The organism is Anaerobutyricum soehngenii (assembly GCF_009697165.1).
In the GTDB taxonomy this organism is placed as follows: domain Bacteria; phylum Bacillota; class Clostridia; order Lachnospirales; family Lachnospiraceae; genus Anaerobutyricum; species Anaerobutyricum soehngenii.
In genome coordinates this window covers 13,516-36,367 of sequence record NZ_VULP01000027.1, presented here as the reverse complement: position 1 = coordinate 36,367, position 22,852 = coordinate 13,516, and the positions used below count along the sequence as shown (strand labels likewise).

At 37.1% G+C, this 22,852-nt stretch carries 21 protein-coding genes and 9 tRNA genes; 6 read left to right on the top strand and 24 right to left on the bottom strand.

Annotated features, from left to right (window positions below; all coding sequences use genetic code 11):
- Nucleotides 1-171 precede the first annotated feature (171 nt).
- Nucleotides 172-657, bottom strand: coding sequence for a hypothetical protein (locus FYJ25_RS11470; RefSeq protein WP_096239417.1), 486 nt, complete (start codon nt 655-657; stop codon nt 172-174).
- Nucleotides 658-930: 273 nt separating this feature from the next.
- Here FYJ25_RS11470 and FYJ25_RS11465 point away from each other — a divergent pair, with 273 nt between their 5' ends.
- The 3 genes from FYJ25_RS11465 to FYJ25_RS11455 all read left to right on the top strand — a co-directional run bounded on the left by FYJ25_RS11465 (nt 931) and on the right by FYJ25_RS11455 (nt 2,313).
- The gene (locus tag FYJ25_RS11465) at nt 931-1,131 is read left to right on the top strand and encodes a DUF378 domain-containing protein (RefSeq protein WP_021907756.1); all 201 of its coding nucleotides are present in this window, start codon (nt 931-933) and stop codon (nt 1,129-1,131) included.
- Nucleotides 1,132-1,465: 334 nt separating this feature from the next.
- On the top strand, nt 1,466-2,056 hold the full coding sequence (locus FYJ25_RS11460; RefSeq protein WP_096239416.1) for a ribonuclease domain-containing protein: 591 nt from the start codon (nt 1,466-1,468) through the stop codon (nt 2,054-2,056).
- Complete coding sequence (locus FYJ25_RS11455; RefSeq protein ID WP_096239415.1) at nt 2,053-2,313, top strand: barstar family protein; 261 nt, start codon at nt 2,053-2,055, stop codon at nt 2,311-2,313. The genes FYJ25_RS11460 and FYJ25_RS11455 overlap by 4 nt, the downstream gene beginning before the upstream one ends.
- Here FYJ25_RS11455 and FYJ25_RS11450 read toward each other — a convergent pair.
- The 13 genes from FYJ25_RS11450 to FYJ25_RS11390 all read right to left on the bottom strand — a co-directional run bounded on the left by FYJ25_RS11450 (nt 2,272) and on the right by FYJ25_RS11390 (nt 9,540).
- A complete protein-coding gene (locus FYJ25_RS11450) occupies nt 2,272-3,420 on the bottom strand; it encodes an acyltransferase family protein (protein ID WP_021907753.1) in 1,149 nt (382 codons plus the stop codon). The genes FYJ25_RS11455 and FYJ25_RS11450 overlap by 42 nt on opposite strands.
- A gap of 440 nt (nt 3,421-3,860) precedes the next feature.
- Nucleotides 3,861-3,940 (bottom strand) — tRNA-Leu (locus FYJ25_RS11445).
- Between the two features lie 44 nt (nt 3,941-3,984).
- Nucleotides 3,985-4,055: transfer RNA gene (locus FYJ25_RS11440), tRNA-Gly, on the bottom strand.
- Nucleotides 4,056-4,060: 5 nt separating this feature from the next.
- Nucleotides 4,061-4,135: transfer RNA gene (locus tag FYJ25_RS11435), tRNA-Pro, on the bottom strand.
- A 51-nt stretch (nt 4,136-4,186) separates the two neighbouring features.
- A tRNA-Lys gene (locus FYJ25_RS11430) sits at nt 4,187-4,259 on the bottom strand.
- Between the two features lie 42 nt (nt 4,260-4,301).
- Nucleotides 4,302-4,373, bottom strand: a tRNA-Gln gene (locus FYJ25_RS11425).
- A 6-nt stretch (nt 4,374-4,379) separates the two neighbouring features.
- Nucleotides 4,380-4,453 (bottom strand) — tRNA-His (locus FYJ25_RS11420).
- Between the two features lie 23 nt (nt 4,454-4,476).
- Nucleotides 4,477-4,550 (bottom strand) — tRNA-Arg (locus tag FYJ25_RS11415).
- Between the two features lie 49 nt (nt 4,551-4,599).
- Nucleotides 4,600-4,670, bottom strand: a tRNA-Gly gene (locus FYJ25_RS11410).
- Nucleotides 4,671-4,675: 5 nt separating this feature from the next.
- Nucleotides 4,676-4,750: transfer RNA gene (locus FYJ25_RS11405), tRNA-Pro, on the bottom strand.
- A gap of 315 nt (nt 4,751-5,065) precedes the next feature.
- Nucleotides 5,066-5,377, bottom strand: a complete 312-nt coding sequence (locus tag FYJ25_RS11400) for a DUF4366 domain-containing protein (RefSeq protein WP_154581347.1) — start codon at nt 5,375-5,377, stop codon at nt 5,066-5,068.
- 823 nt (nt 5,378-6,200) lie between these two features.
- Nucleotides 6,201-8,420: a DNA helicase PcrA gene (pcrA, locus tag FYJ25_RS11395; RefSeq protein WP_154581346.1), complete on the bottom strand. Its 2,220-nt coding sequence runs from the start codon at nt 8,418-8,420 to the stop codon at nt 6,201-6,203.
- A gap of 73 nt (nt 8,421-8,493) precedes the next feature.
- A complete protein-coding gene (locus FYJ25_RS11390; RefSeq protein ID WP_096239411.1) occupies nt 8,494-9,540 on the bottom strand; it encodes an SPFH domain-containing protein in 1,047 nt (348 codons plus the stop codon).
- Nucleotides 9,541-9,773: 233 nt separating this feature from the next.
- On the opposite strand from FYJ25_RS11390, the gene FYJ25_RS11385 reads away from it, so the two are divergent.
- Nucleotides 9,774-10,382, top strand: a complete 609-nt coding sequence (locus tag FYJ25_RS11385) for a DUF1836 domain-containing protein (protein ID WP_154581345.1) — start codon at nt 9,774-9,776, stop codon at nt 10,380-10,382.
- Nucleotides 10,383-10,609: 227 nt separating this feature from the next.
- On the opposite strand, the gene FYJ25_RS11380 is transcribed toward FYJ25_RS11385, so the two are convergent.
- The 6 genes from FYJ25_RS11380 to FYJ25_RS11355 form a co-directional block, all read right to left on the bottom strand.
- Complete coding sequence (locus tag FYJ25_RS11380; protein WP_021906443.1) at nt 10,610-10,915, bottom strand: YerC/YecD family TrpR-related protein; 306 nt, start codon at nt 10,913-10,915, stop codon at nt 10,610-10,612.
- Nucleotides 10,916-10,963: 48 nt separating this feature from the next.
- Nucleotides 10,964-11,692 carry a phosphatase gene (locus tag FYJ25_RS11375; protein WP_154581344.1) on the bottom strand — a complete coding sequence of 243 codons (729 nt, stop codon included), beginning with the start codon at nt 11,690-11,692 and terminating at the stop codon, nt 10,964-10,966.
- Nucleotides 11,693-11,868: 176 nt separating this feature from the next.
- A complete protein-coding gene (locus tag FYJ25_RS11370) occupies nt 11,869-12,813 on the bottom strand; it encodes an L-lactate dehydrogenase (RefSeq protein WP_021906441.1) in 945 nt (314 codons plus the stop codon).
- A 61-nt stretch (nt 12,814-12,874) separates the two neighbouring features.
- Nucleotides 12,875-13,543: a TatD family nuclease-associated radical SAM protein gene (locus tag FYJ25_RS11365; RefSeq protein ID WP_096239409.1), complete on the bottom strand. Its 669-nt coding sequence runs from the start codon at nt 13,541-13,543 to the stop codon at nt 12,875-12,877.
- A gap of 2 nt (nt 13,544-13,545) precedes the next feature.
- Entirely contained in the window at nt 13,546-14,367 is an 822-nt protein-coding gene (locus FYJ25_RS11360) for a pyridoxamine kinase (RefSeq protein ID WP_154581343.1), read from the bottom strand.
- Nucleotides 14,368-14,431: 64 nt separating this feature from the next.
- The gene (locus tag FYJ25_RS11355) at nt 14,432-14,929 is read right to left on the bottom strand and encodes a metallophosphoesterase family protein (RefSeq protein WP_157908546.1); all 498 of its coding nucleotides are present in this window, start codon (nt 14,927-14,929) and stop codon (nt 14,432-14,434) included.
- A gap of 244 nt (nt 14,930-15,173) precedes the next feature.
- On the opposite strand from FYJ25_RS11355, the gene murI reads away from it, so the two are divergent.
- Nucleotides 15,174-15,953, top strand: a complete 780-nt coding sequence (murI, locus tag FYJ25_RS11350; RefSeq protein ID WP_147607245.1) for a glutamate racemase — start codon at nt 15,174-15,176, stop codon at nt 15,951-15,953.
- A 625-nt stretch (nt 15,954-16,578) separates the two neighbouring features.
- Here the strand turns inward: murI and FYJ25_RS11345 are convergent.
- The 4 genes from FYJ25_RS11345 to FYJ25_RS11330 form a co-directional block, all read right to left on the bottom strand.
- The gene (locus FYJ25_RS11345; RefSeq protein ID WP_154581351.1) at nt 16,579-17,577 is read right to left on the bottom strand and encodes an ABC transporter substrate-binding protein; all 999 of its coding nucleotides are present in this window, start codon (nt 17,575-17,577) and stop codon (nt 16,579-16,581) included.
- Between the two features lie 100 nt (nt 17,578-17,677).
- A complete protein-coding gene (gene arcC, locus FYJ25_RS11340; protein ID WP_021906679.1) occupies nt 17,678-18,607 on the bottom strand; it encodes a carbamate kinase in 930 nt (309 codons plus the stop codon).
- 64 nt (nt 18,608-18,671) lie between these two features.
- Nucleotides 18,672-19,520 (bottom strand): patatin-like phospholipase family protein, encoded by an 849-nt coding sequence (locus FYJ25_RS11335; protein WP_154581342.1) that lies wholly within the window; start codon nt 19,518-19,520, stop codon nt 18,672-18,674.
- Nucleotides 19,521-19,747: 227 nt separating this feature from the next.
- The gene (locus FYJ25_RS11330; protein WP_154581341.1) at nt 19,748-21,094 is read right to left on the bottom strand and encodes a tRNA(Met) cytidine acetate ligase; all 1,347 of its coding nucleotides are present in this window, start codon (nt 21,092-21,094) and stop codon (nt 19,748-19,750) included.
- Nucleotides 21,095-21,477: 383 nt separating this feature from the next.
- Between FYJ25_RS11330 and FYJ25_RS11325 the strand changes: the two genes are divergently transcribed.
- Entirely contained in the window at nt 21,478-22,713 is a 1,236-nt protein-coding gene (locus tag FYJ25_RS11325) for an acetate/propionate family kinase (RefSeq protein WP_154581340.1), read from the top strand.
- The last annotated feature ends 139 nt before the right edge of the window (nt 22,714-22,852 follow it).

The following is a 22,852-nucleotide window of genomic DNA, read 5'->3' as shown; positions in this document are numbered from 1 at the left end:
TAATATATGTTTTTTTATTTATTATGGAAATATCATAGCATATTTTGTAATATTTTTCCAGTATTTTTTCTATTTTTTTCTATTTATTTTATTCTATGACAGATTGGAACATTGTTTTACATCTTGTTCCAATCTGTCATCTTTTCAAGAATGCCCAGATATTCTTAAATTTTAATACTCCGTAATCTTATTATCTTCTGTATAAAGATATACTTTACCAGTATCTTTATCTACGTAATAATCCCCTGTTTTTTTCCCACCATCAGCTTCATATACGTGGAACTCATATCCTTCTGCTCCTGGATTTTCACTGTTATAAGCAGTAAGTTTCTCATTTTCCTCACGAAATTCGTACGAAATATCCTGATGATCTGTTTCTAGTTTATCCTTCAGATAATTTTTAGCATCTTCATACGTATCAAAAGTGCCTGCCCCTAAATGACCCATAATGCCATCTCCTGTATCTCCTGTATCCTCTGTATCATTTGTATCTTCTGTCGCTTTATTATTTTCCTTTGTATTATCAGGATCTTCCACACTCCATCCAGTTGTTGCTTCCATATCCTCTCCATTTGAATTTTTCATTCCACAGCCGACAAGAGCACACACAACCATTACCGCCAGTAACATTACCACATACATTTTTGATTTTTTCATCAATAAAACTCCTTTCTTTATTAATGTAGTCTCTGATTCTTCATTCAAGAATGCCCCGGCATTCTTGCTGCAAGCTGCGCGTCATGAAATGCATGACATACTTCTTCCGCGCATCTGATATACTTGCCTTTACAAAAAGATTCCGAGAGTACATATCGTTTTATAAATATTATCTGCACTTTTTCAAAAAATATAATTTATTTATTCCGCTTTTTATAATTTTATAGAAAATGGTTATACTGATAAAACCAACACAGAAAGGAGTATTTATTTATGAAGTGGATTGATTATACCGCTCTAACTTTAGCTATTATTGGCGCGATTACCTGGGGATTAATCGGCATATTCCAATTTAATCTTGTCTCATTCTTTTTTGGAGAAAATAGCTGGTTTTCCCGTCTTATCTATGATCTTGTCGGCCTGTCCGGTTTATATTTACTTACCTTATTTGGTCGAATCGGACGCGACATGTAACCGTACTCTATCATTTTTTTATATTCTGCTAAAAAGGCAGTAGGGAAGCGAAAATTTGCGTAAACAAATTTTTCTACAGCTTCTTTACTGCCTCTTTCCTTTTTGTTATACTAATTTCAGAAGGAATATAAATTTAAAATTACACAATGTACTCTCGGAATCTTTTTGTGCTTGATTTTGTGAGAAGTTTTTTTGTCAGTTGTATCCAAATTTTTGAGGCGTACGCGGTGCGTACGTTGATGAAATTCGGGTGCAACTGGCGGAAAATCAGCCATAAACTCAAGTATAAGAAAGACTCCTAGAGTACATCATCACAATGCAGGGAGGAATTTTAATGCATTTCAAAAAGAAATTATGGTATTTTCTATCCATCCTTTCTACATTATTACTTGTCGTTCTTCCGATCAGCGGATGTAACTCCTCTTTTAATGTAGAAAGCACTACAGAAACCAGAACATACACTTCAACAATTACTAATAATTCCGATAAAAACACTTCGGACACCTCACAGTCGGACAATGCAGGCACTGCTTCTTCTAAAAAGAAACAAATCGATGAAACGGATGATTATCTTAACAAAAACGGCAGCTACACATCTAAAGAAGATGTGACAAACTACCTTATCCAGTACAGACAGCTTCCGACGAATTTCATTACAAAAAAAGAAGCAAAAAAACTGGGCTGGTCTGGCGGAAGCTTAGAACCTTATGCTCCAGGCAAATGTATCGGTGGAGATTATTTCGGCAATTATGAACAACGATTACCAGTTGTCTCTGGAAGAACCTACCACGAGTGCGATATCGACACTTTGAATGCAAAAAGCCGCGGAGCTAAACGAATTATCTACTCAGATGACGGTCAGATTTATTATACAGATGATCACTATGAAACTTTTACTTTACTTTATGGGGATGATATACAATGACAATCACAATCGATGGATTATCCATAAAAAAGAAAGAAGATTTTTATGCGAACATAAAAACTGAACTGAATGTTCCAGAATATTTTGGAAATAATCTGGATGCTCTATATGATATTTTAACAGAACATCCAGATCGTTTACAGATTAAATTTCTTCATTACGACAGAATGTGCGCGCAGCTCGGAGTTCCATTCTGTCAAAAACTGTTAAAGGTGCTACAGGATGCCGACATCCTCACCATAATAAATCAGCATTAATACAATTGTAACGAATTCTAACACAGGGAGTACCGTAAGGGTACTCTCTTTCCATTTATACAGATTCACAGCAACTCTGTTTATTCCAGTCAGCATGATATGCTCACTGTTTTTAAGAAACGTAAGTGGTACGCCAAAAATTTTTAATGATAATACAAACGGAAGCACCACCGCAATCGCAAGATAAATCCATATCCAGCCAGATGGAACCTTTTTAATAAGCTCATCTGTCATACCAGAAAATGTAAGTATATATAACACTAATCGATGCCAGAAATAAATCTGCAACGTTCTTTTACCTACTGTTCCTATAACCGGAATCTTACGATTTGGCACAAGGCTTATAATCGCAATTCCCATAAGAAAGGCAATCATATAGAATACCAGACGATGCACTGCCCCACAATCTTCTACATTAATAAATTCATACGCATTCCTTCCCGTAAAAAGACGTATATAAGAATACTTATCTTCGATTCTCGCTAACGTATATAAAATCATATCCGTAAGAAAAATAGCAGAAAGACACTTAATCCACAGTTTATCTAAAACCTCCTGCACTTTCTTTATATCCAAATGATATCCCACATAATAAAAAGGAAAAAATACAATAATCCTTGAAAGATAAAGAAAGCTTCCAATATTCGTATCATATCCAGCAAGGCATGCAATCATAATACTGATCGGCATAACAAACCACAGCGGTAATTCACGCAGCAAATATGTCATAAGCATAAAAGCAGCCATGGCAAACATATACCATGGAATTCCTGTATCTTCAAACCACTGAAATACCGCTTCCTGATGAAATAATAACTTGATTCCATAAATGCAAAACTTCAACGTGTAACCAATCATAATATAATATATAGGCTTATCCCATCGAAACGGATGCCTTGCACCCCACTTCTTCTGTAATAATCCTGACAAAAAAATAAAAAGCGGCATATGGAAGGAATAAATAAAAAGAGAAAGGCTTTTCATTGTATTCGATATTGGTGCATACTGATTCACAAAATGTCCTATAACAACCATAACAATTAAAAAACACTTCAGATTGTCCCACTTATAAATGCGCTTTGTGTTTCTGCTCACTGCTTCACTCATCTCAATACCTCTTTGTATCAAATATTTGCATCTGATTATAACACCGACAATCATTTTTTTCTATAGTAAAATTTAACACTTTGGAAACTTTTCCGTAACATTTGTTGTGAATTTTTCAGCCCTCAATACTAATTTACATAAAAAATAGCCGTCCTGTTCTCTGTTAAAGTTTAGGACGGCTATTTCAATAGTCTATTAACTTGCCCGGGTCAGATGGAGTGCGCCCATCTTTCCCAGTTGTCTTGTTAAGTATATTATATTCTATGCCGCTCCTATTGTCAAACAGGCATTTCACCCATTCCCATACTGCTAACCGCCTATAAAAAAGGAATTTGACCACTTTATAGAAACTTTATAAATAAAATATTACCATTTTATTACCACTACCCAAAAATAAAAGCCGGAAACCTACTAAAATAGCGGCCCTCCGGCTTTTACTATGCGGATAACAGGAATCGAACCTGCACTCCGAAGAACTAGATCCTAAGTCTAGCGCGTCTGCCAATTCCGCCATATCCGCATATCCTGTAATTCAATTATCTTTTTTCGTAGGCGAAAAAAGAAAGCGGGTGATGGGAATCGAACCCACGTATCTAGCTTGGAAGGCTAGTGTTCTACCATTGAACTACACCCGCAGATATCGGGGTGACAGGATTCGAACCTGCGGCCTCTTGATCCCAAATCAAGCGCTCTAGCCAAGCTGAGCCACACCCCGGTATAACTATAATGTTTTAAATCAAAAATCATCTATAAGACGATTCTCAAATGAGACATCGGGGATTCGAACCCCGGACAACTTGATTAAAAGTCAAGTGCTCTACCAACTGAGCTAATATCCCATATAAATATTACTGAGCCAGTATATCGAATCACTGGTCCAACTGGACTAGCTGGATTCGAACCAGCGAATGCAGGAGTCAAAGTCCTGTGCCTTACCGCTTGGCGATAGCCCATTATAAGGTGGGTAGAGGGATTCGAACCCTCGGCCTCCAGAGCCACAATCTGGCGCGCTAACCAACTGCGCCACACCCACCATAGCCAGGACAACCTGACAAACGTGCCCGAAGGGATTCGAACCCCCGACCCACGGCTTAGAAGGCCGTTGCTCTATCCAGCTGAGCTACGGACACGCATAAAATAGTAGTTACATTATATAACTGTAAATACTGCTCTCGCAGAAGCGGGTGATGGGAATCGAACCCACGTATCTAGCTTGGAAGGCTAGTGTTCTACCATTGAACTACACCCGCAGATATCGGGGTGACAGGATTCGAACCTGCGGCCTCTTGATCCCAAATCAAGCGCTCTAGCCAAGCTGAGCCACACCCCGATATTCAAATAATTCATGTCCTCGCTATTCTCTCGCGCTGACAATATGCATTATATACTACCCCAAACAAAATGTCAACAGTTTTTTTCAACTTTTCTTAAAATTTTTAAAAATATATTTTTTTCAGACAATTAGTACAACTATACATTTATTTTTTGACATTTTCACCTGGCATTTTTCTTATATCTTTATAGTGATATATCTTAAAATGTGTAGCGTTTTTTACTTTATAAGAATACACTCTCCGTAAAGTAAAAAACAGCCGATATAAATTTCTCTTCATTACACCGACTGTTCCTTTAAACACTTAAGATTTTAATTTTCTTCTGTCTTTTCTGTTTCTTCTACCTTTTCTGTTTCTTCTGTCTCTTCTGTCTCTTCCTGCTCTGGTTCATCCTCTTCTTCATCGAAGAAATCATCGTCAAAGTCGTCATCATAGTCATCATCAATATCTTCTAAATAATCTGGAGAAAGATACTTATAAACTAAAGCTGCAATTCCTGCAACTGCTGCTACTGCTCCGATAATTGCCAGAATCCATAAAACTTTCTTAGATTCATCCTTCTTATCATTGCTCATTAACTCTGATAACTTTGCAACACCAAGTAATTCATCAATATTTTTCATTATGCAAGTCCTCCTTACTAATCTTTTCTTTAGTATATCACGATAAAGCCTGCTTTACCAACAATATTTTTTTACTATTTGATTCATTAGGGGAAAACAGACGAAAATAAAAATAATAGACCATTGCAAATATAAAGATATCACTGCGTAGAAAATGCCTGTTCGGCATTTTTACTTGCTCTCACATTATATTTGCAATGGTCTATTATTTTTATTTTCTGTGTGTTGGTACCACATGGAATGAATGAAATAGTTTTTGGGGAGAGAAAGGGGGGAGAGGTCAGGAGGTTGTGGCTTATTTCGATGCTATTTCTACTATGCTGAACCTTTTTTCAAGTTTCACTGATGATAAGATGATACCGAAACCTATCACTGTACATAATAATTTTATCATTATATTGTCGCAATATATCGTTTTTTCTCAAAATGTATGCCATACGTCATATATAACGCACATCTCGCAGCAAGAATGCCAAGGCGTTCTTGAATTAGAATGTACGATAAATATAAAGGCGATTTCTGTACTTTTTTGTAAAATGACAATCTCCTTTCTCTTTACTACTCGTTAAGAGCGAGAAAATAATCTTCTGGATGATACATCTTCCGAGCAAGCAGTAGTCTTCTGATTTCTTCCCCATCTCTCTCCAAAGACTATTGCATTCATTCCTTCTGGAGCCAAAACACAGAAAAAAGAAATAATACCATATCCCAGATGCGGCTTCGGAGCGTGTTTAAGATGCGGATGAGCATCTTAAACACAGCGACTACAGAGCAGATGGGATATGGTATTATTTCTTTTTTCGTCTGTTTTCTTCTAAATGAATCAAATAGTAACTTTTTTTAATTTTGCGAAAGATGCGAACATTTTTTTTCGTCCTACTCTGTCAAAGTCTACGGAGACTTCATAATCTCTTCCACCTTTTGTGATTTCCTGTACGGTTCCCACGCCAAACTTGATATGCTTCACGCGGTCTCCCACCTGATAATTTAATTCTCCGGTTGGTTTTATTTTAAAATCACTCAGATTATACGGTTTCCCTGCTCCCGCTCCATATTGATACTTCACTGGGCGATCTGTCTTTTTTACTTCCTGATGTGTGGAATTATTCTTCTTTATATCAAGATAAACGGAAGGGATTTCATCGATAAAGCGGGAATGCCTGTTATATTGTGTCTGACCACGTAACATTCTTCTCTTGGCTGAACTTAAGAACAGTCTTTCCTTTGCTCTTGTGATTCCAACATAGCAAAGCCGGCGTTCTTCTTCTATTTCTGATTCATCGCCTGACATCATAGCACCATAACCTGGAAATACGCCTTCTTCCATGCCTCCAAGGAAAACATTATTAAATTCCAGACCTTTTGCATTATGAAGTGTCATCAATAACACCTTATTATCCTCTTCTTCTAAGTTATCAATTCCCGCATTTAGTGTATACATATCTTTTTCTGCAAGGAAATCTCGAAGATTCGGATTTTCTTCCTCTTCTTCGTAATATGCAATATCGTTAAAAAGTTCCTCTATATCTTCTAAGCGGCTGATGGATTCATCGGTTCCTTCTGCTTCTAATTCTGCTCTATATTGTGTTACGTCAAGAATATGTTCTAACAATTCACTGATTTCATGTTCCATACTGTAATTTCGAAAATTTTCTATCATATCTGCAAATTTATGAAGCTTTGCAAGTGCCCTTGCAACTTCCGGAATCTCATCTGCATTAAATACTGCATCAAGAAAACTTATCTGATTCATGATCGCAAACTCCTGCAGACGGTTAATTGTTGTCTGACCAATTCCTCTTTTCGGAACATTGATAATTCTTTTTACGGAGAGATCATCCATTCCGCTGTCTACCACTTTCAGATAGCTCATCAAATCTTTAATTTCTTTTCTATCGTAAAAACTAATTCCTCGTACGATCGCATATGGAATATTTCTTTGTTTTAACTTTTCTTCAAATATGCGAGACTGTGCATTCGTTCTATATAAAATTGCCATATCCTTATATTCTACCCCTCGCATGGAGAGGAAATTAATAGTGGATACAACTCCTTCTGCCTCTTCATATTCCGTATCATACTGCTTAAAGTGAACCAATTCTCCCTTCTGGTTTTCGGTCCACAATTTCTTTTCTTTTCTTCCTTTATTATTTGCAATAACTCCGTTTGCAGCATTAAGAATATTCTGCGTGGAACGATAATTCTGTTCTAAACGGATTACCTGTGCATCCGGAAATACTTTCTCAAAATTTAAAATATTATAAATATTGGCTCCCCGGAATTTATAAATAGACTGGTCATCATCTCCGACAACACAAAGATTACGATATTTCTTTGCAAGAAGACTTACCAATAGGAACTGTACTGTATTCGTATCCTGATATTCGTCAACCATAATATACCGAAAACGATCCTGATAATGCTCTAAAACTTCTGGATTTGCTTGAAATAAATCTACCATTTTTACAAGAAGATCGTCAAAATCAAGTGCATTATTCTCCTTTAGACGCTTCTGATAACATTCATAAATATCCGCAATTCTCTGATTACGATAATTACTTCCGTACTCATTACGATAATCGAGCGGAGATTTATATTCATTCTTGGCAGAAGAAATTTCTGACATAACCGAGCGTTCTGGAAACTGCTTCGTATCGATTTTCATCTCTTTTAAAACTTCTTTCATAAGAGACTTTTGATCGCTTGCATCATAAATCGTAAAATTTCTGTCATATCCTAACAAATCAATATGTCTTCGCAAAATACGGCTGCAAGTAGCATGAAAGGTGCTGATCCAAATATCTTCTGAACCGTATCCTACCAGAGAATCTACACGCTCTCTCATCTCCTGCGCCGCCTTGTTTGTGAAAGTGATTGCCAGAATGTTCCATGGTGCAATTCCTTTTTCTTCTATTAAATATGCAATACGGTGTGTTAGTGATCTGGTCTTTCCCGATCCTGCTCCCGCAAGCATCAAAAGGGGGCCTTCTGTACAGAAGACCGCCTCTCTTTGTTCTTTATTTAAAGTATCGTAAATACTCATTATCCAACCTTTCTAAAACACTGTGCCATTATATTGATACTTCATTTATAGGATAAATCCCTTTATCAATATGCTAAGGCACCAGTTTCTGACCACAGTTTGGACAGAACTTACTTCCTTCCGTCTTCTGACCACAGTTTGGACAAAAGTTTGGTACTCCTCCTGCCGGCTGCTCTGCCTGTGGCTGAGGCTGGCTTTGAGGCTGTACATTTGAAGCTGTATTCTGAACCTGTCCCTGTGCAATATTCTGATTATTCTGTCCCTGCATGGCATTCTGCATCTGATTTACCATCTGCTGTCCCATCATCATTCCCATCTGCATAGATGCCATATCTGCTGCCATATTGTTTCCGCCGCCATTATTGCTAGTATTTGTCATCGCATCGATCATCGCCATCTGCTGATATCGTCCCATGTCACCAACCATACTCTGACCAGCCACCTTAGTTACCATTTCCTGAACTTCTTCCGGATAGCTGACAGAATCAATCTGGAATCCGGTTGCAGCAAGTCCGATTTTCTCCAGTTCTGTATTCAGTTCTCCCATGATTCCCTCAGAAATCTCGACTGCGTTCGCCTGAATATTAAACATATCCTTTCCTTCACGAACGATCCATCGAAGAAGCAGCTGATTAAGAACAGATAATACACGTTCTCTTACTTCCTCTGTTGTATACTGTTTCTTTATTCCTGCTACTTTGTCGATCAGCATCTGGTAACTTCCAACTTTAAACTGGAATGTTCCATTCGCACGAATCGGCATTCCTCCTGGAAGAGCCGGGGTAGGAAGATTGACAGCCTGTTTGGTTCCCCACTTCATAGTAAATTCCTTTGTATTAATGAAAATTACCTCTGCGCGGATTCCACTGTTAAATCCAAACTTAAATCCCTTTAATGTAGAAAGAAATGGCATGATATCTGATTCTATATCATAATTGCCTTCTTTTTCAAAAACACCTTCCGTAACACCATTATATAAAAAAATAGCATCCTGTCCCGGACGAATAATTAAACGGGATCCCTTTTTAATTTCACTGTTATTCCATTTGTAAAAAATAACGTCATCTCTGTATTCTTCCCACTCTACTACATTGGCAAGCTGATTTTTAAATAATCCCATAATATACCTCCTTACACCCATGTACTACAAAATCTGCAAGTACATTTATTGTATATACATATTTTATATTCACTGTCAAAAGACAGGTACTTATTTTTATTATACATTACTTTTATATTCTTGTCACTTAGGATATAGATTTTATTTTTCACGATATTTCCACTTGCTATATAGTAATAAAAACTATATAATATAGTTACACAAACATTTGTAAAACATATGGAGGTACCATTTTGGATAATTATAAAGACTGGCTGTGTAATTTATTAAAAACAGAATCTATTCCACCAGAAGACATCCCGAATATCGGATTATATATGGATCAGGTAACCACTTTAATGGACACCAGATTAGCTGGTTCCAAGCGCTATCCGGATGATAAGATTCTTACGAAAACAATGATCAACAATTATACAAAGAATAAACTTCTTCCTCCTTCTAACAAGAAGAAGTATTCAAGAGAGCATATTTTTCTTTTAATTATGATCTATTACTTGAAGAGTATCTTATCTATTTCTGATATTCAAAGTCTTTTAGAGCCACTATCAGAAAGGTATTTTCCTGAAAATACCGAGAATGGACTCTCACTTTCTGATATTTACCAGAAGATCATTAATGACTACGCAGTGAATGAAACTGCCATATCCGAAGATATTATAAAAACCTGGGAAAAAAGCCGTAATTCTTTTGCTGAGTATTCTCTTTCGGAAGAAGAAGCAAAATATCTGGATGATTTTTCCTTTATCTACCAGCTTTGCTATGATATCTATATGAGAAAGCAGATTATCGAGAAGCTCATTGACCGTAGACGCGAAGAACACCCCAAAAAGAAAAAGGGCTGATTCATTTATTATCATTTCAGAATAAGATTCAAGAATGCCCCACTGATACTGATTTGTTGCTCGCCACCTGCAGAGGGGGAAGTCATCTCACATCTGATTTAAATATAAAAAGACCAAAGAGATTCATCTGCACTGTTTGAATCCTCTCTCTGGTCTTTTTATATTTTCTAACAAGCCAAATCAGAATCAACATGCAACGTCCACGCAAATCCCAACTCCTGTCAAATCTAATCTTCTTTTTTTTCTAATTTTTCCATTCGGCTAAGTACAAGCTGATACCCGTCTGTTCCATAATTCAAACAACGGTTCACTCGACTGATCGTTGCCGTAGATGCACCGGTTACTTCGGCTACCTCATTATAAGTTTTATGATTCCGAAGCATATTTGCCACCTCGAAGCGCTGTCCCAACGACAATAATTCATTGACCGTACATAAATCTTCAAAAAAAGCATAACATTCTTCTACAGACTGCAGCTTTAAAATACCCTCCATTAACTTTCTTGTCTCTTCATTATGTACACTTTTTCCCATAAGTTTCACCTCTTCCTTAAAAATTCAAATCTATGTATCTTCTAATCTTTATTTATCCTCTTTGTACTTTCTGTGAATATATTCTTTAAATACGTCTACGGAACGATTCACGATCAACTCTTCCGGAAAATTAATTTCTTCTATCAATTTTTCTGAGAAGTCTCTTCTTGCCACATCACAAAATACATGAGAATCGCTGTTCATTACTACCGGCTGTTTATATTCCTTACACAATTCCAACATTGCAATCAGATTCTCTCTCGTATGCTTTCTTGCACCCATCGGATTCAAAGAGTTATTATTTACTTCTAAAAGAGTATTGGTTTCCTTTGCTGCTTCTACAATCGGTTCATATTCTAACGGATAAATCCCATCGTCCGGGTGTCCGATAATATCTACCAAAGGATTATGTATCGCTCCTAAAACTGCCTGTGTATTCTCCTTCCTTGTCCCTGGCTGAATACAAACACTATGTAAACTGGCAATCTTAAGATCGAGCTGTCGTAATGTTCTTTCATCCAGATCTACATGTCCGTCATAATCTAAAATGTTAAGCTCAACACCCAGCATTACTTCAATACCACACATTGTACGCGGAACAACTTTTAAATTATGAAAATATAAACTATGGCATGTTCCCGGCATCATTGGTGCATGCTCTGTAATACCAAGCAACTTTAACCCTTTATCAAACCCTGCTTTTGCCATCTCCATCATACTGTTATAAGCATGTCCGCTAGCAATCGTATGCGTATGCACATCTAATAAATAATCCATTATTTCCTCCGCTCCATCAAAATCTGTCTTACTTAATCTGTCACATTGTTGCATCTATTAAATCTTATGTTACATCTGTTAAAGGTTCCCGTATAAATGCGGGAACCTCACTTATACATTAACGTAATACATCATCACAGTTTCATAGTATATCATATTTTTCTGCTTTTTTATAGTTAAATTTCCTGGTACGTATTTTCTAACATTTCACACGAAGAATGTAAACGCTGTTTTTCTTCTCCTCCAAGCGGAAGTTCCACGATCCGCTGAATTCCCATCCGATTTACAACACATGGAATTCCAATATAAATTCCACTTTCTCCATATTCCCCCTGTAAATACGCCGATACTGTAAGCACGCTATACTCATTTCCAAAGATAGCCTTTGTAATTCGAGCCATTGCCATTCCTATCCCATAATATGTTGCTTTTTTCGCTTCAATAATTTTATATGCTGCCATCCGCACTTCTTCTTCTAATTCAAGCAGTTCCTGAAAATGACAGCCTTTTGTTTCTCCACACAGATCAAAGATCGGTTTTGTCGCCATCATAGCCTGACTCCATGGAACGAACTCACTATCCCCATGTTCTCCCATTACATAGGCATGCATATTTCTAGGATCTATCATAAACTTTTCTCCAAGAAGATATCGAAGCCTTGCTGTATCCAGCGCAGTTCCTGTACCAATAACTTTTTCTGGAGAAAATCCACTAATTTCATACACGATCCTTGTCATAATGTCTACAGGATTCGTTGCCACAAGAAAAATACCACAAAAACCACTTTGTAAAACCGAATGTAGAATACTTTCAAATATTTTCCGGTTTTCTTTTAATAAATCCAGACGACTCTGCCTCTCTTTTTGTGGCAATCCTGCTGTAAGAACTATAAGATCAGCATCCCTGCAATCACTATATTCTCCTGCATAAATTTCCATGTTACCCCCGCTAAAAGCCACTCCATGATTTAAATCCATGGCCTCTCCCTCAGCTTTTTTCTTATTGATATCAATCAACACAAGTTCATCACATAAATTTTGATTTAATATTGCGTAGGCATAACTCATTCCCACCATTCCGGTCCCTATTAAAACAACCTTTCTTTTTTCTGCTTTTTTCATAAAAAAACACCTCCTTACCGGAGGTATTTTCTGCTGTTTTAAAAGAAATTATTCATATCTGTTAATTTGCCTCGTATGGACGCACGCGAAGCTGAAGACCATGTGTATCGCAGACTTTCTGACAATCTGCAACTTCTTCGGCACCAATTACATCAACAACTGTCATCACTACATTCGGAACATAGCGCTGACATGCTTTTGCAAAACTTAACATGGCATCATAAGAGGCCAGACCAAAGCGATTTCTTGTTACATCAAGGTATTTCTGTGCGGTAGAAGAATTTAAACTGATCGAAACTGTATCAAAAATTCCTGCAAGTCGACTTGCAGTCGGTTCTCCGAACACCAAATCGGATAAACCATTCGTATTGATACGTAACGGAATATCCGGATGTATACTCTTTAACCACCGAGCCACTTCCACTACATCATCAAAGCGCATGGTCGGTTCTCCAAAACCACAGAAAATAATTTCTGCTACATGAGACCAGTCATATTTTGAAAACAATTCTTTTACTAATTCTACCGATGGTTCTTCCTTAAGCCATAAACTGTTATGTTCATTAAATTCTTTTAAACTTCTTAAACAAAATGTACAAGAACAAGAGCATCGATTTGTCATATTAATATAAATCTTATTCGGGAATCCATTCTCTCCAAGATCTGATAAATCCTCTTTAAAATCTTCTAAATTATAATAAACACCATTTTTTACTGTATATAAAATCATCTCTAAATCTCCTCTAAATATTCTTCAAAACATATTCCGTAATTCCATGGCAATCCCATCTGTGCTGTATAAGCAATGGCTTTGTCAAGAAAAGTTACTGCTCTTTTCACCGCAGTTTTAAAATCCTGTCCCTGCACTAAGGCTCCCGTTACAATAGAAGAAAAAACATCACCTGTTCCAGAACGGTCTCCACCAATTTTTCTTGTAGACAACAGCTCCGAAGTTTTATCTTTCTCAAAAATATAATTAAAAATCAAATCCCCCTGCTGCAGTCCGGTAATCACAATCCTGTCCGGTCCCATTTCACTTAATGCCTCACAGATTGCCTCCAAACCTTCTTCTGACAAATCCACCTTATGATAATCCAGATCAAGGATACGACATGCTTCTGTAAGATTTGGAGTAAGCACATCCGCATAAGGAAGAAGTTTCTTCATCTCCTGACACATATCATCCGTATAAGAAGAATACAACTTCCCGTAATCTCCCATTACCGGATCAACTACAGCCAATGTATTCTCTTTTTTAAATTTTTTAAAAAATTCGACAACTAGTCCGATCTGTTCTTTTGAACCAATAAATCCTGTCGTAATTCCATCAAATTCAATACCGGTTTCTTCCCAACTATTCATATATGTCTCAAGATATGGCGTATAATCCTGTAAAAAATAGTTCGGAAATCCTGTATGCACAGACAAAATTGCTGTCGGCATTACACAACACTGTATCTTCATCGCAGAAATAATCGGCTGTGCCACAGCAGCAGAACATCTGCCAAACCCTGTCACATCATTAATTACCGCTACCCTTTTCTGTCGCTTCATATTTCCTCCAAACCCCTGCTATATGTTTCACTTCATCATAGCCGGTCATTTTAAAAGTATCTATTTATAACGTATATAATTCCGGTGTAAGTCTTCCGTCATCTGCCAGATCAATAATCAAAAAAGTCGGACCCGATGGTGTCATCTGTCTTGGTAACGCAATACTTCCCGGATTAAAGACTGTCACACCTTCACTTTCATATACATGATATGCCGGACAATGCGTATGACCGTAAAAAACGACATCTGCTCCCATCTCCTGCGCTCTGCTTACAAGTTCTTCTTCACCCCAGCTCACGCCATAAACATCTCCATGTGTCACAAACGCCACATGATCGCCAAGTTCAAAAACATCTTCTTTATCTCTGCTAAAATTATAATCACAGTTTCCGGCTGCCATATAAACCGGGCACCCAGCCAGTTCTTCTAACATTTCCGGCGGAATTTCCATATCACCACAATGGATAAGTCCTTCAATCTGACCATGAAATCTGTCAATTACATATTCCAAATTCGCCATACTTCCATGATTATCACTAACCACTAAATATTTCTTTCCCATACTCGCTATCATTCCCTCTAATCTTATTTACTGTTTTTGATCAATCGTTTCTATGAATATTCTTTTATTATCTCTATTTATTTCATTAAAAGCGATTTAAATGATACCACATCCCTCGCGGCCTTTCAACGAAAATGTATAAATCAATCACTGTTTATGCACAATTCTCTTGATTTCAAGAAGAAAAGAAACTATACTATTTTAAAGACTAAGGAAAATTTAATCAGGAGGAACATAATTAATTATGAATCAACTATCTGATCCTATTGCCGTATTTGATTCCGGCATGGGTGGCATCAGTGTTTTAAGAGAGATGACAAAACTGATGCCAAATGAAGATTTTATTTATTACGGGGACTCCAAACACGCCCCTTATGGTACAAAAACACTTGAAGAAGTCCGTACACTTACGATTGAACATATTACATACCTTATCAAAGAAAAACATGCAAAAGCCATTGCTGTTGCGTGTAATACTGCAACAAGTGCTGCTGTACGCATCTTAAGAGATATGTATCCCGATCTGCCTTTAGTCGGGGTGGAACCTGCTATTAAGCCAGCTGTGCTTGCCTGCGAACACGCAAAAGTTATCGTTATGGCTACTCCAATGACATTACGCGAAGAAAAATTCCACAAACTGGAAAGTATTTACGATAAACAGGCGGATATTTATCCCCTCCCCTGTCCCGGTCTGATGGAATTTGTTGAACAGGGTATTCTCTCCGGGGAAAAGCTTGAAAACTTTCTTCACAACCTTCTTGATCCTTATAAAGATAAAGATATTACCGGAATCGTTCTTGGTTGCACACACTATCCGTTTTTAAAAGACACCATCCAAAAGATTGTCGGTCCATCTGTCACAATTTTTGATGGTGGATACGGAACTGCCAAAGAACTGCTCCGCCGCCTTACCGTTGCTAACCTAAGACAGCTCGACCAAACCCACAAAGGTAATGTCACCTTTTTAAACAGCTCCGATGACCCGGCATTAATTCAAAGATCAAGAAAACTATTACAATACTAATTTGCTGGAGACACAGACGCCGCTTTAGTAGAAGATATTGAGCTGAATTGTAGTTAGTCTTCTAAAGAAAAAGAATTGTTATAAGTTAGATTTTGTTCCGTTGCGCTAAGCATTCCATTCTGCCCAGAAAAACAGGAACTTGGGAAAAACGAGTCTCAAGTTCCTATGGTCAGAATTCCATAGCGCAAAGTCACAAAATGCAATACTTATAACAATTCTTTTTTTCTTTACCATAGTTTTCCTACAATTCAGCATAAATTTTATTTCAGCGGCTGACTGTTTTTGATAATAAATAACAAATTAGTAATTTCTGTTGGAAAGAGAAGGGGATTCTCCAGAAAATTATGATTTTTAATAAGAGAGCTATTTCGCCATAAGAAAATATGCCTCGTCTAGAGTCTTTATTTGGATAAAAGCCATAGCCTTCTGGGCAATCCCCTTTTTCCTAAAACGAAAATACTAATTTCCATCTGGAGCCAACGAACAGAAAACCAGAAATTTGATAGAAAAGAAAATGTGATGTCGGAGCAAGTAAAAATGCCGGTCAGGCATTTTCTACGAAGCGACTATCTTCACATTTTCTTTTCTATCAAATTTCTGGTTTTCGTTTCTTTAGTACCTCAAATTAGTATTTTTCTGAAAATTCTGTTGTAACTAATGTTTCATATTCTACGCGTTTTTCTAGTTCTCCTGCTTCTTCTAAGATATCCTGAATTAATACAAAGCTTTCTTTTTCAAATTTTGTATTTTCTTTATAACTATCTTGTTCCGCATATCTTTTTACTATTTTTTCTATTGTTTTTCTATCTGTATCTTTAAATTGCGGTGCAATTACTTTTGCAACTTCTTTCGGTGTATGTGTATTGACATATTGCTGTCCTTTTTCGATTGCCCGAGTAAATGCTTCCAGTAATTCTTTATGTGATTCAAGATAGCTTTTCTTTACACTGTAAGCTGTATATGGCACATATCCGCTCTCTTTTCCTACAGAGGCAACTACATAACCTGCCCCCTGTTCTTCAATCAATGTAGCTGACGGTTCAAATTCAATAGTATAATCTGCTTTTCCTGAAACAAATGCTCCGGATGTATTCGCAAAATCAATATTTTGTACAAGATTAATGTCTTTTTGTGGATTCATCCCATGTTTTTTCAAAACATACTCAAATACCATTTCCGGCATGCCGCCTGGCCTTCCGCCAATAACTTTCTTTCCTTTTAAGTTCTCCCATTGAAAATCTTCTTCTTTATTCCGGCTTACAACAAAATTACCTGCTCTTTGAGTAAGCTGTGCAAAATTGATAAGATAATCTGCATTCCCCTGATTAAATTGATAAATCGTTGCCTCTGGTCCCATAAAAGCAATATCTGCATCTCCACTGATGACTGCCGTCGCCGTTTTATCTGCGCCAAACCCGGTTGTGAGCTCCAGCTTAATGCCCTCTTTCTCAAAATAACCTTTTTCTATCGCCACATATTGTGGGGCATAAAAAATAGAATGAGCCACTTCATTTAAACGTACTGTTTTCAAATGATGTTTGCTTCCCTCACAGCCTGCCAGACAACAGATACCAAACAGCATCACGAAACATGGCATCATTAATATTACAAGATATCTTCTCATCATACCTGATAATACTCCTGTTTGATTCTACAACAATATATTCAGCAAAAATACAGATGTGCAATATAAGCAAAAAGATTTAACTTGTGAACTTGAGAACTTATTCTATTATTGTACCTGTTTTACCTAAATATCCTTCTAAGGCTTTATCAATAGATGTGATGATTACCTTTCTTCCATTGCCTTTTTCAAGGAAGGATACTCCAGCTTCAATCTTTGGAAGCATTGTGTTTGGCTCAAACTGTCCTGAATTAATATACTGCTGTGCGTCTTCTACAGAAATATGTTCTAATGGAACTTCCTGATCTGTATTATAACCTACACATACATGTTCTACGCTTGTTAAGATCATAAGCGCGTCTGCATTCAAAAGTTCTGCCATTCTTCCGCTCGCATAGTCTTTTTCAATTACTGCACTTGCACCATGAAGCTCTACTCCCTGTGCTAATACAGGAATTCCACCACCGCCGCAGGCAATCACTACCTGACCCTGATCAGATAAAGCTTTGATTGAATCTATCTCAATAATTCCCTGTGGCTTTGGCGCTGCTACGATTCTTCGATATCCGCCTTCTACTTCTGTTACATAGTTACCATGTTTCTCTTCCTGTTCTGCTTCCTCTTTGGAAAGGAGTCTCCCGATCACCTTTACCGGTTCTGTGAATGCATCATCGTAAGGATCTACCATTACCTGTGTAATGATTGTACATACAGGACGATATACACCTCTTTTTAAAAGTTCTGCACGAATAGCATTCTGTAAATCATATCCGACATACCCCTGACTCATCGCAGAGCAGACAGACATCGGTGCCTGTGTATAATCTTCTCTCTCCTTACTAAATTCATTCATGGCTGTATGAATCATTCCAACCTGTGGTGCATTACTATGAGAAATGACAACATCTGCTCCTGCTTCTACTAAATCAGCAATCGCTTTTGCTGTCTTTCTTGTTGCTTTGTACTGTTCTGGCATTGTTGTTCCGAGTGCTCTGTGTCCAAGAGCTACTACTACTTTTTTCTTACTCATGTTTTCCAATCCTTTCTACTTATTACTTGTCTTTTAGTCTATCAGAAAATGAGAAGAATTTCTACTATTTCTCAAGGTATTCTTTCATTGTTTCTATCATTTGCCCACCATCATGAAAACCTTGTTTATAAAGAACGGTAAGTTTCGCTTTATCTTTCTCAATTCTTCCGACATCAACCTTCACCTGCGGACGAATGATCAATATTTTTCCTTCCTTTTCCTGCTCTTCTAAAAAGTCCAGTGTTTCATTGTAACGGATATGTCTCGTTTCCATTGCATGAAGAAATGCTTTGTACTTTGGATAACGAAGATGCATGAGCGGCATTAGTTTATTTGGCTCTTTACGATATCCTTTGTCTCTTGTAAGAATAACTACATTCTTCTCATTACCGTCTTCTATTGATTTTCGAATAGGAATGCTGTCTGCGATTCCTCCATCAAGAAGTTTATGACCTTTTACAACGAGTGTCTTAGATACTAACGGGAGAGAGCTAGATGCGCGGATCATCCACATCTGCTTTCTCAGATCTCGTACCCTTAAATACCTTGCAGCTCCAGTATCTACATCCGTAACAACAGCATAAAACTTACCCGGATAATTTAAAAAAGCCTGATGATCAAATGGATCTAATACATCTGGAATCTGTTCATAAAGCATCTCCGGTCCAAAAACATTCCCTGTTTTTAAAAATGTTTTTGCTCCACAATAATTTGGATCATCCAGATAATCCACATTCACCCGAAAGGCTCTTCCTCTTTGCTTTGAAAGATAGCTGCATGCATGACAGCTTCCTGCTGATACGCCATATACACTTGAAAATTCAATTCCTGCATCTAAAAAGGCATCTAATACGCCGGCGGTATACACCCCGCGCATTCCTCCTCCTTCTAAAATCAATCCTGCATTATACATAAATCGACCTCTCTTTCTATCTCTTTTTATTTTGTATTCTCTTTGCTGTCTATTTTACCTCAGTCGAGAAGACTCCCACCTCTTTCAGGTGGTGAGTTTCCTCACATTGGATACGTAAATTAGTATAACGCGATTCAAAAAAATTCTCCATATCTATTTTAAATTCTGTCTTTGGCACTAGTAAGGTACTCTCGAATAATGAGAAAGCCATAAAAAAACGCACAAATTTATTTTACTATTTGCTGGCGTGTATATTCTCTAACTGGTTTTCTTCCGGCTTTTCTTGCTGCAATCTGCTCATAAAAATCCGCACTGCGAATATCTACATTATAAATCTGAGCCTGTGGGGAACTGGCAGCATATAACTTTTTACCTTCGATTGGGCGCTGAATAATATCTATACTGGATTTCTTTCGTATTTTCCGCAAAAGCGGGGAGGCTTTTTTAGAAAAACCTAAAATTCTTGCATACGGTACCGGAATGTTTTTCGCTTCTTCTAAAAATGGATAATATTTTATATGGAGTACGATATGCAAAAGTACTCTCCTTAATGCGGCATCCGTAAGCTGCTTTGCGTGAAGTCTTTCTATTAAAGTTTCAAAAGAAAGTCCTGGTTCAAATATATTTTGAAATCTTCTTGCCAGATCAAGGTTCATTCCAAAGTATTTTCCGATCACCCTGTTTTTCAAAAGAAAAGTATATTCAAGATATGGCATCATATCTTCCCATGTAACAAAGTTTCCCTGTAAAAACCCTTCTATAAAAGGAGAATATTCTCCGCAAAGTGCATTTACAAATGCACTCTCTTTATATTCTTTAGCGACATAGTTTTCTTTACCCACAGGGTACTCTCTATTTACAAACATTTTTTCATTATTTTTATTAGAAAATATTTTATTTTCCTTATTCCTACTATAATATTGATACAGTTCCCTTCTGATGGATGTTGCAGAAGAATACTCTTCGGCAAGTATTTTTTCATGATAATGGTTTCCTTTTCTTTTAACGGTAATTGATTGAATGGAAGAATTTCTCCGACGCAGTGCCTTAATATATTCTAAACCTAATATGTGATTCGGCTCTTTCAAAAATTCTACAGCTGTTTCTGGTTTCGAATCAAAAAGCAGCTTTCCTGCTGCGAAAGCTCTTGCTTCCGGAAAACTTTTTCCTCGCTTTAATTGTTCTTGTAAAATCTGCCTATATTCTTCCGGCTCTTCAAGAAACAACGTCGCATAGGAAGAATAATCTTCAATACCTGCCCATTCACTTCCAAAAGAAAGATAATCAACACAACCTAAGCGATCAAGTATGCCGATACCTGCAGTTGCAAAATATTCTGCACTGGCTGTCGCATATATTACCGGCATTTCAATGACGAGATCTGCCCCTCCTGACAGAGCCATCCGGGTTCTCATATATTTATCTGCAATTGCTGGTTCTCCTCTTTGTACATAATCTCCGCTCATTACTGCAATAACGTAATCTGCCCCTGTCTGCTTTCTTGTTTCTTCTATATGATATTGATGTCCTTTGTGAAACGGATTATATTCTGCAATGATTCCTGCTACCTTCATAACGAATTCCTTTTCTATTATTTACTCTTTACGGTTTTCAAGTCGAGCAACCGCCTATAGTATACCCGAAAACAAACAAAATAGCAACTTTTCTGTTTTCTGTGATTTCTTACATTTTTATACTTGTATAATCGCGTATTTTTGACATTTTTATCTTTTTGTCTAATCATGTTAACTTTCAAACAAAAACATTTATTGTTTATTATGAAATACAATTACCTATCAAAACTTAAAAAAAAGTACCGAAATAACAAAAAAACTCCATCACAAGTTGAATAAGTACATTTCCAACGTAAAAAAAAAGTTCTATAATATGCCTAACAGAATAAAATAAGCGAAATTTGGCGTTTCGTAATAAATTATTATACAAAAGGAGATACAAAATGAAGGTATTAGTAATTAACTGCGGTAGCTCTTCTCTCAAATATCAGGTTATCGATTCTGAGACAGAACACGTTCTTGCAAAGGGTTTATGTGAAAGAATTGGTATTGATGGTGTGTTAACTTACCAGCCTGCTGGTCAGGATAAGATTAAATATGAAGCTGCTATGCCTGCACATCGTCAGGCTGTTGAACTTGTATTAAAACAGTTAACAAACCCTGAAAATGGTATTTTAAAATCTATCGATGAAATTGATGCTGTTGGACACCGTATGGTACATGGTGGTGAGAAGTTTGCTTGTTCCACACTTCTTACAGATGATGTATTAAAGACTGTTGAATCCTGTAATGACTTAGCTCCACTTCACAACCCTCCTACATTAGTTGGTGTTGCTGCTTGTAGAGAGCTCCTTCCTACAACTCCTATGGTTGGTGTATTTGATACAGCATTCCATCAGACGATGCCACCAGAAGCTTATATTTATGGTCTTCCATACGAGTATTATGAAAAATATGCTGTTCGTCGTTACGGTTTCCATGGAACATCTCACAAATATGTTTCTTTAAGAGCAGCTGAAATCCTTGGTAAAAAACCAGAAGATTTAAAAATCGTTATATGCCACCTTGGTAATGGTTCTTCTATTTCCGCAGTTGACGGTGGAAAGTGTGTAGATACATCTATGGGTCTTACTCCATTAGAGGGACTTGTAATGGGTACACGTTCTGGTGATATCGACCCTACTTGTATCGAATTCATCGCTCATAAAGAAAATCTTTCTCTTGAGCAGGTTATGGATATCGTAAATAAGAAATCTGGTGTTCTTGGTATTTCTGGTGTTTCTTCTGACTTCCGTGATCTTGATGAAGCTGCAAAAGCAGGTAACAAACGTGCTGACTTAGCTTTAAGAGTATTCGCTCACTCTGTAGTTAAATATATCGGAAGTTTCATTGCCGTTATGAACGGTGTTGATGCTATCGTATTTACAGCTGGTATCGGTGAGAACGATGATATCATCCGTTCAAGAATTATCGAACACTTCGATTACCTTGATACAACATTAGACCAGAAAGCAAACAAGATGCATGGAGAAGAACGTATCATCTCTACTCCGGACTCCAAAGTAAAAGTTATCTGTATCCCAACAAACGAAGAGCTTGCTATCTGCCGCGACACAGTTGAGATCGTTACTAAAAAAATGGTAGAAGATACAGTGAAAGACGTTTTAAACAACAACTAATCCTTTCCATATTTTTTATCATATCTTCATTACTTAATATAAAGAATCCCCCAGAAGGTTCCTCATCTGGGGGATTCGCTTTTTAACTTATATATTCACTTTACAAGAAATGAATGTATACGTTTATTCGATTCTTTTT

What these genes read in the sequence shown, in the direction of transcription:
- FYJ25_RS11470 (WP_096239417.1), bottom strand. Translation starts at nt 657, where the DNA reads ATGAAAAAATCAAAAATGTATGTGGTAATGTTACTGGCGGTAATGGTT.
- FYJ25_RS11465 (WP_021907756.1), top strand. Translation starts at nt 931, where the DNA reads ATGAAGTGGATTGATTATACCGCTCTAACTTTAGCTATTATTGGCGCG.
- FYJ25_RS11460 (WP_096239416.1), top strand. Translation starts at nt 1,466, where the DNA reads ATGCATTTCAAAAAGAAATTATGGTATTTTCTATCCATCCTTTCTACA.
- FYJ25_RS11455 (WP_096239415.1), top strand. Translation starts at nt 2,053, where the DNA reads ATGACAATCACAATCGATGGATTATCCATAAAAAAGAAAGAAGATTTT.
- FYJ25_RS11450 (WP_021907753.1), bottom strand. Translation starts at nt 3,420, where the DNA reads ATGAGTGAAGCAGTGAGCAGAAACACAAAGCGCATTTATAAGTGGGAC.
- FYJ25_RS11400 (WP_154581347.1), bottom strand. Translation starts at nt 5,377, where the DNA reads ATGAAAAATATTGATGAATTACTTGGTGTTGCAAAGTTATCAGAGTTA.
- pcrA (WP_154581346.1), bottom strand. Translation starts at nt 8,420, where the DNA reads ATGAGTATTTACGATACTTTAAATAAAGAACAAAGAGAGGCGGTCTTC.
- FYJ25_RS11390 (WP_096239411.1), bottom strand. Translation starts at nt 9,540, where the DNA reads ATGGGATTATTTAAAAATCAGCTTGCCAATGTAGTAGAGTGGGAAGAA.
- FYJ25_RS11380 (WP_021906443.1), bottom strand. Translation starts at nt 10,915, where the DNA reads ATGGGAAAAAGTGTACATAATGAAGAGACAAGAAAGTTAATGGAGGGT.
- FYJ25_RS11375 (WP_154581344.1), bottom strand. Translation starts at nt 11,692, where the DNA reads ATGGATTATTTATTAGATGTGCATACGCATACGATTGCTAGCGGACAT.
- FYJ25_RS11370 (WP_021906441.1), bottom strand. Translation starts at nt 12,813, where the DNA reads ATGAAAAAAGCAGAAAAAAGAAAGGTTGTTTTAATAGGGACCGGAATG.
- FYJ25_RS11365 (WP_096239409.1), bottom strand. Translation starts at nt 13,543, where the DNA reads ATGATTTTATATACAGTAAAAAATGGTGTTTATTATAATTTAGAAGAT.
- FYJ25_RS11360 (WP_154581343.1), bottom strand. Translation starts at nt 14,367, where the DNA reads ATGAAGCGACAGAAAAGGGTAGCGGTAATTAATGATGTGACAGGGTTT.
- FYJ25_RS11355 (WP_157908546.1), bottom strand. Translation starts at nt 14,929, where the DNA reads ATGGGAAAGAAATATTTAGTGGTTAGTGATAATCATGGAAGTATGGCG.
- murI (WP_147607245.1), top strand. Translation starts at nt 15,174, where the DNA reads ATGAATCAACTATCTGATCCTATTGCCGTATTTGATTCCGGCATGGGT.
- FYJ25_RS11345 (WP_154581351.1), bottom strand. Translation starts at nt 17,577, where the DNA reads ATGAGAAGATATCTTGTAATATTAATGATGCCATGTTTCGTGATGCTG.
- arcC (WP_021906679.1), bottom strand. Translation starts at nt 18,607, where the DNA reads ATGAGTAAGAAAAAAGTAGTAGTAGCTCTTGGACACAGAGCACTCGGA.
- FYJ25_RS11335 (WP_154581342.1), bottom strand. Translation starts at nt 19,520, where the DNA reads ATGTATAATGCAGGATTGATTTTAGAAGGAGGAGGAATGCGCGGGGTG.
- FYJ25_RS11330 (WP_154581341.1), bottom strand. Translation starts at nt 21,094, where the DNA reads ATGAAGGTAGCAGGAATCATTGCAGAATATAATCCGTTTCACAAAGGA.
- FYJ25_RS11325 (WP_154581340.1), top strand. Translation starts at nt 21,478, where the DNA reads ATGAAGGTATTAGTAATTAACTGCGGTAGCTCTTCTCTCAAATATCAG.